This is a genomic window from Pseudomonas tehranensis (assembly GCF_014268615.1).
In the GTDB taxonomy this organism is placed as follows: Bacteria; Pseudomonadota; Gammaproteobacteria; order Pseudomonadales; family Pseudomonadaceae; genus Aquipseudomonas; species Aquipseudomonas tehranensis.
In genome coordinates, this window is the sequence record NZ_JABWQV010000340.1 from 1 (window position 1) to 4,384 (window position 4,384).

General features: G+C 61.2%; 4 protein-coding genes and 1 pseudogene. 1 reads left to right on the plus strand and 4 read right to left on the minus strand.

Translation table 11 applies throughout. The features are described from left to right. Nucleotides 1-41: 41 nt before the first annotated feature. The 3 genes from cpdA to HU811_RS25425 all read right to left on the minus strand — a co-directional run bounded on the left by cpdA (nt 42) and on the right by HU811_RS25425 (nt 2,024). The gene (cpdA, locus tag HU811_RS25415) at nt 42-857 is read right to left on the minus strand and encodes a 3',5'-cyclic-AMP phosphodiesterase (RefSeq protein WP_186658781.1); all 816 of its coding nucleotides are present in this window, start codon (nt 855-857) and stop codon (nt 42-44) included. A 106-nt stretch (nt 858-963) separates the two neighbouring features. Then, the gene (locus tag HU811_RS25420) at nt 964-1,416 is read right to left on the minus strand and encodes a DUF1249 domain-containing protein (protein WP_024781420.1); all 453 of its coding nucleotides are present in this window, start codon (nt 1,414-1,416) and stop codon (nt 964-966) included. Beyond that, complete coding sequence (locus tag HU811_RS25425) at nt 1,407-2,024, minus strand: NUDIX domain-containing protein (protein ID WP_186658785.1); 618 nt, start codon at nt 2,022-2,024, stop codon at nt 1,407-1,409. Before HU811_RS25425 ends, HU811_RS25420 begins: the two co-directional genes overlap by 10 nt. A gap of 214 nt (nt 2,025-2,238) precedes the next feature. On the opposite strand from HU811_RS25425, the gene HU811_RS25430 reads away from it, so the two are divergent. Continuing rightward, nucleotides 2,239-2,985, plus strand: a complete 747-nt coding sequence (locus HU811_RS25430) for a DUF3298 domain-containing protein (RefSeq protein WP_186658788.1) — start codon at nt 2,239-2,241, stop codon at nt 2,983-2,985. On the opposite strand, the pseudogene cytX reads toward HU811_RS25430, so the two are convergent. Then, nucleotides 2,954-4,247, minus strand: a pseudogene (gene cytX, locus HU811_RS25435) (putative hydroxymethylpyrimidine transporter CytX). The gene HU811_RS25430 and the pseudogene cytX overlap by 32 nt on opposite strands. Between the last annotated feature and the right edge of the window lie 137 nt (nt 4,248-4,384).

Below are 4,384 nucleotides of genomic sequence, written 5' to 3' on the forward strand. Positions count from 1 at the left end.
GCCGCCGTTACCGCAGCAATGGATATGTACTCAATCAAAACTCAGTAACCGTTGGACTCATAATCAGGAGTAAATGCAAACCCAACCACCCGCTCAACCCCCGTCTCCAACCGCCCATCCGGCCAAAGCCGCAACCACCGATACCCCGGCGCCTGCCCCCCGACCGCAAAATCCTCACTCCCCGGCTCAAACTGAATACAAGTCGAAGGCGAAGCCAACAAACGAACCCCCTCACGCACCCGGTCAACCTCCTGATGCACATGCCCCCACAGAACAGCACGCACCTGAGGAAACCGATCCAGCACCGCAAACAGCGCCTCCGGATTACGCAACCCAATAGGCTCCATCCACGCACACCCAATCGACACCGGATGATGATGCAGACAAACAAGGTGATGCCGCTCCGGCGCCTCGCTCAAGGCATTGGCCAACAGAATCAACTGCTCCTCAGCCAAAAACCCCGGCACCGAACCCGGCACGGCAGAATCGAGCATCGTCACCCGCCAATTGCCAATGTCCACCACCGGATCGAGCAACGTACTCTTGACCGCCGCCTCAAGCATCACCTGCGGCTCATCATGGTTACCGGGAATCCACCGCGCCGGCGCGTCGATACGCGCACTCAGTTGCCGAAACGCCTCATAGGACTGCAGCGTCCCGTCCTGGGACAAATCCCCCGTGGCAAGCATCAGGTCGATCTTCGGCTGTTGCTTGAGAACCAGATCAATGACCGCCCGCAAGCTGTCGCGAGTGTTCATGCCCAGCAGCGAGCCGTCGGCCTCGGCAAACAGGTGACTGTCGGACAGTTGGACCAGCAGCGCCGCATCGGCGGTGGTCAAGGTGGATACGCTCGGCAAATCGCTCTCTCCCAGGCGCGACCACGCCATTGGATGAAGCGGCAATTATGCTGGGGAAGATCGAAAGGGGAAACCCACGAACCGGAACCGGTTCACAGACCACGCACTACCGAACGACTTCGAACTCATGACCCAGCGCCAGGCAATGACTCAGCCATTCACCCAGGAACAGATTCAACTGGGCCTTCTCATCCGGCTGGTGCATTGACGCATTGGGGTAAGGATAGATGCCACGAAAGCGTCGCGCATGTTCGGCGCTGACGACTTCGGCCATGCGCGCATCGTGATAGACCTGCACTTCCAACTGCGGCACCGGCAACCAGGGCAAGCTGTGCTCCTGGCGCACCTGCAGTGTGGTGGTGTACGGGCAGGTCTGCAGCACTTCGAGGGCCAGCACGCCGAGCATCTGGTCGCCATGGGTCACGGCGATGCGCCGGGGCGCGGGGTCGTTGCGCATGTCCGGCAACAAGCGCATCAAGCGGGCGTAGTTGGCCTCGCAGGCGGCCTGCAACCCGACCAGATCGACGCGATAACGGTCGCGCAGCTTGCTTAAGACCATAGCCCCCTCACTTCATCGCGATTCAAGGCCAGCCATTGCAAGGCAATGATGCTGGCCGCGTTGCAGATCTGCCCGTCGCGCACTGCTTGCAAGGCATCTTCAAAAGCCCAGACCTTCACACGAATGTCTTCGGCTTCTTCCACAAGCCCATGCAGGCCACCGGCCCCAGCACTGTCGCAACGCCCCAGGTAAAGATGCACGAATTCATTGCTGCCGCCCGGCGATGGAAAATACTGGGTCATCGGCCAGAGCGCAGCGAAGACAAGCCCAGCTTCCTCCTGCGCTTCGCGATGAGCAACTTCTTCCGGTTGCTCGTCCTTGTCGATCAGTCCGGCGACCAGTTCCACCAGCCAGGGATTGGTGGTCTTGCCAATGGCGCCGACGCGAAACTGCTCGATCAGTACCACCTCATCGCGTTGCGGATCGTAGGGCAGCACGCACACCGCGTCATGACGCACGAACAGTTCACGGCTGATTTCACGGCTCATGCCACCGGCAAACAACTCGTGGCGCAGGTGCACGCGATCGAGTTTGTAGAAACCCTGAAAGCAGTTTTCACGCTTGACGATGTCCACGGCGCTCGGTGTGGCGTTAGCGAAATCGGTCATGACTGTCCTCGTTTGCAGCGGATCGATGCGAGGCTCCTGCCTCGGCTTCGCGCCATCCTAACGCGCCCGTACCGTTTGATGCAGCCCCTTTGCAGTCATCGGGATAGACGGCTGCCCTCAAAGCCACTCTAATGAGCTTAGTGGCGAACTGATTGCCCTGCCGACAGTCGAAGCGGGTAACTTTTCGCCTTTCCCTGTTTCATGAAGGACGCCCATGTCGCTTTTCAAAACCCTTTGCGTGGCCGCTATTGCCCTGACCCTGGGCGCTTGCCAAAGCCTGTTCCAACCCAACTACCGCGCTCCGCTGGAAACCACCCGTGATGCCTCGGAACAATTGCAACCCGGCTGCGCCAGCGCTGACTGTCCTCTGGTCAACATTGACACCCTGCGTTTTCCCGCCGAGCCAGCCCTGGACGGCATTATCGAGAAACGCCTGCTGCAAATGACCCGCACCACGCCGGACGCCCCAGTGGCGCCAACGCTGGCCGCCTACCGCGAGCAGTTTTTGCACAGCGCCGCGCCGCGCAACAGCAGTTACTTGCAAGCCAAAGTACGCGAGCAGCATGACGGCTTGGTGATCATCGAATTGTCCAGCTACCTGGACACCGGCGGTGCCCACGGCACGCCGGGGCGCGGCTTCATCAACTATTCGCGCCAGCAGCACAAGGTATTGACCCTGTCGGACATGCTGCTGCCGGGTCAGGAAGAAGCGTTCTGGAAAGCCGCGCAGGTCGCCCACAACAGCTGGCTGATCAGCACCAAACTGGATCAGGAACCGGAGTTCGTGAAGCAGTGGCCGTTCCAGAAAACCCCGAACGTGGCGCTGACCTACGGCGGGGTGATCCTCAAGTACCAAGTGAGCACCATCGCGCCCTACGCCTTGGGCCACATCGAACTGAAGATCGCTTACCCACGCCTCAATGGCATCCTCAAGCCCGAGCTGTTCCCCGGCCGTAGCTGAACGCCCGACCCAGTATCAGTTGCAGCAACCCTGCCAGGACCAGCGACGGCAGGGTCGCGCCGATGTCCGGATACACGTTGGCCAGCAGGTGATAAGTGCTCACCCCCCCCCAGCCAGGCCAACAGTGCCGGCCAGCGCAACGCAGACGACAACACATGACTGCTGCGTTTGCGCAGGATGAAGTGGTCCACCAGCACCACACCGAACAGCGGCGCGAACACCGAGCCGATCAGCAACAGGAAGTTCTGGTACTGCGCCAACGGTGCGAAGCAGGCGATCAAGGTGCAGACCACCCCAATCGCCAAGGCCAGGTGCTCGACTTTCAACCCCGTCAGCATGCCGCTGGACACCGCCGCCGAGTGAATATCGGCAAAGGCATTTTCCGACTCGTCCAGCAAAATCAGCAGCAGTGGGATCCCCAGCCCGGCGCCCGCCAAGGCCAGAAGCAGCGCGTTCACTTCACCGCTCGGCGCGAACGCCAGGGTGTAGGCCACACCCAGGCTCATCAGCCAGAAATTACCGATGAAGAACCCCAGCGCGGTGCCGCCGAAGACGTTTTTTGCGCGCTTGCCGAAGCGCGAGTAGTCGGCAATCAGCGGCAACCAGGACAGCGGCATGGCGATCACAATGTCGAAACCGACGGCAAACGGCATCGAACCATCGCCCGCCCGCGCCCACAACGCACCCAGATCAGCCTTGGCGAACAGGTTCCAGGTCAGCCAGATGCATGCTGCCAGCAACAGCCAGATGCCCCACTTGCGCAGGACCTTACGCACGAACGTCAGCGGCCCACTCACCGCCAGCAGGGTTGCCAGGGCGCCGAAAAACAACGTCCACAGCAGCGGGTTCGACCCCAGGCTCCCCTCGCTGAAGGCCCGCGCGCCGAGCAGGCTGGCGGCGTCACGCATGACGATGATTTCGAACGAGCCCCAGCCGATCAACTGCAGCAGGTTCAACACCGCCGGCACGCTCGCGCCCTTGCCGCCGAGGCTGAGCTTGAGGGCGGCCATGGCCGACAGGCCGGTGTCGCTGCCGATTACGCCGACGGCCGCCAGTAGCAGGACGCCCACCAGCGTGCCGAGAAAAATCGCCAGCAACGAACCACTCAGGCCCAGCCCCGGTGCGAGCAAGGCGCCGACCTGCAAGACCATCAAACCGATGCCGAGGGAGAACCACAGGGAAAACAGATCGCGGGCGCCGAAGACACGTTTGTCCAGGGGCACTGCGGTGTCGGGGGAGTAGGTGCTGGGTTGGATGTTCAAGGGTTGTTATCTCAGAGGGATATTTGTTGTTCTGACGATTGCATTCGCGAGCAAGCCCGCTCCCACAATGGACCTGCTGTGAACACAAAAGCTGCGTACACCAACGATCGACTGTGGGAGCGGGCTTGCTCGCGAAG

Coding starts and splice junctions, on each gene's coding strand:
- HU811_RS25430 (WP_186658788.1), top strand. CDS start 2,239: ATGTCGCTTTTCAAAACCCTTTGCGTGGCCGCTATTGCCCTGACCCTG.
- HU811_RS25425 (WP_186658785.1), bottom strand. CDS start 2,024: ATGACCGATTTCGCTAACGCCACACCGAGCGCCGTGGACATCGTCAAG.
- HU811_RS25420 (WP_024781420.1), bottom strand. CDS start 1,416: ATGGTCTTAAGCAAGCTGCGCGACCGTTATCGCGTCGATCTGGTCGGG.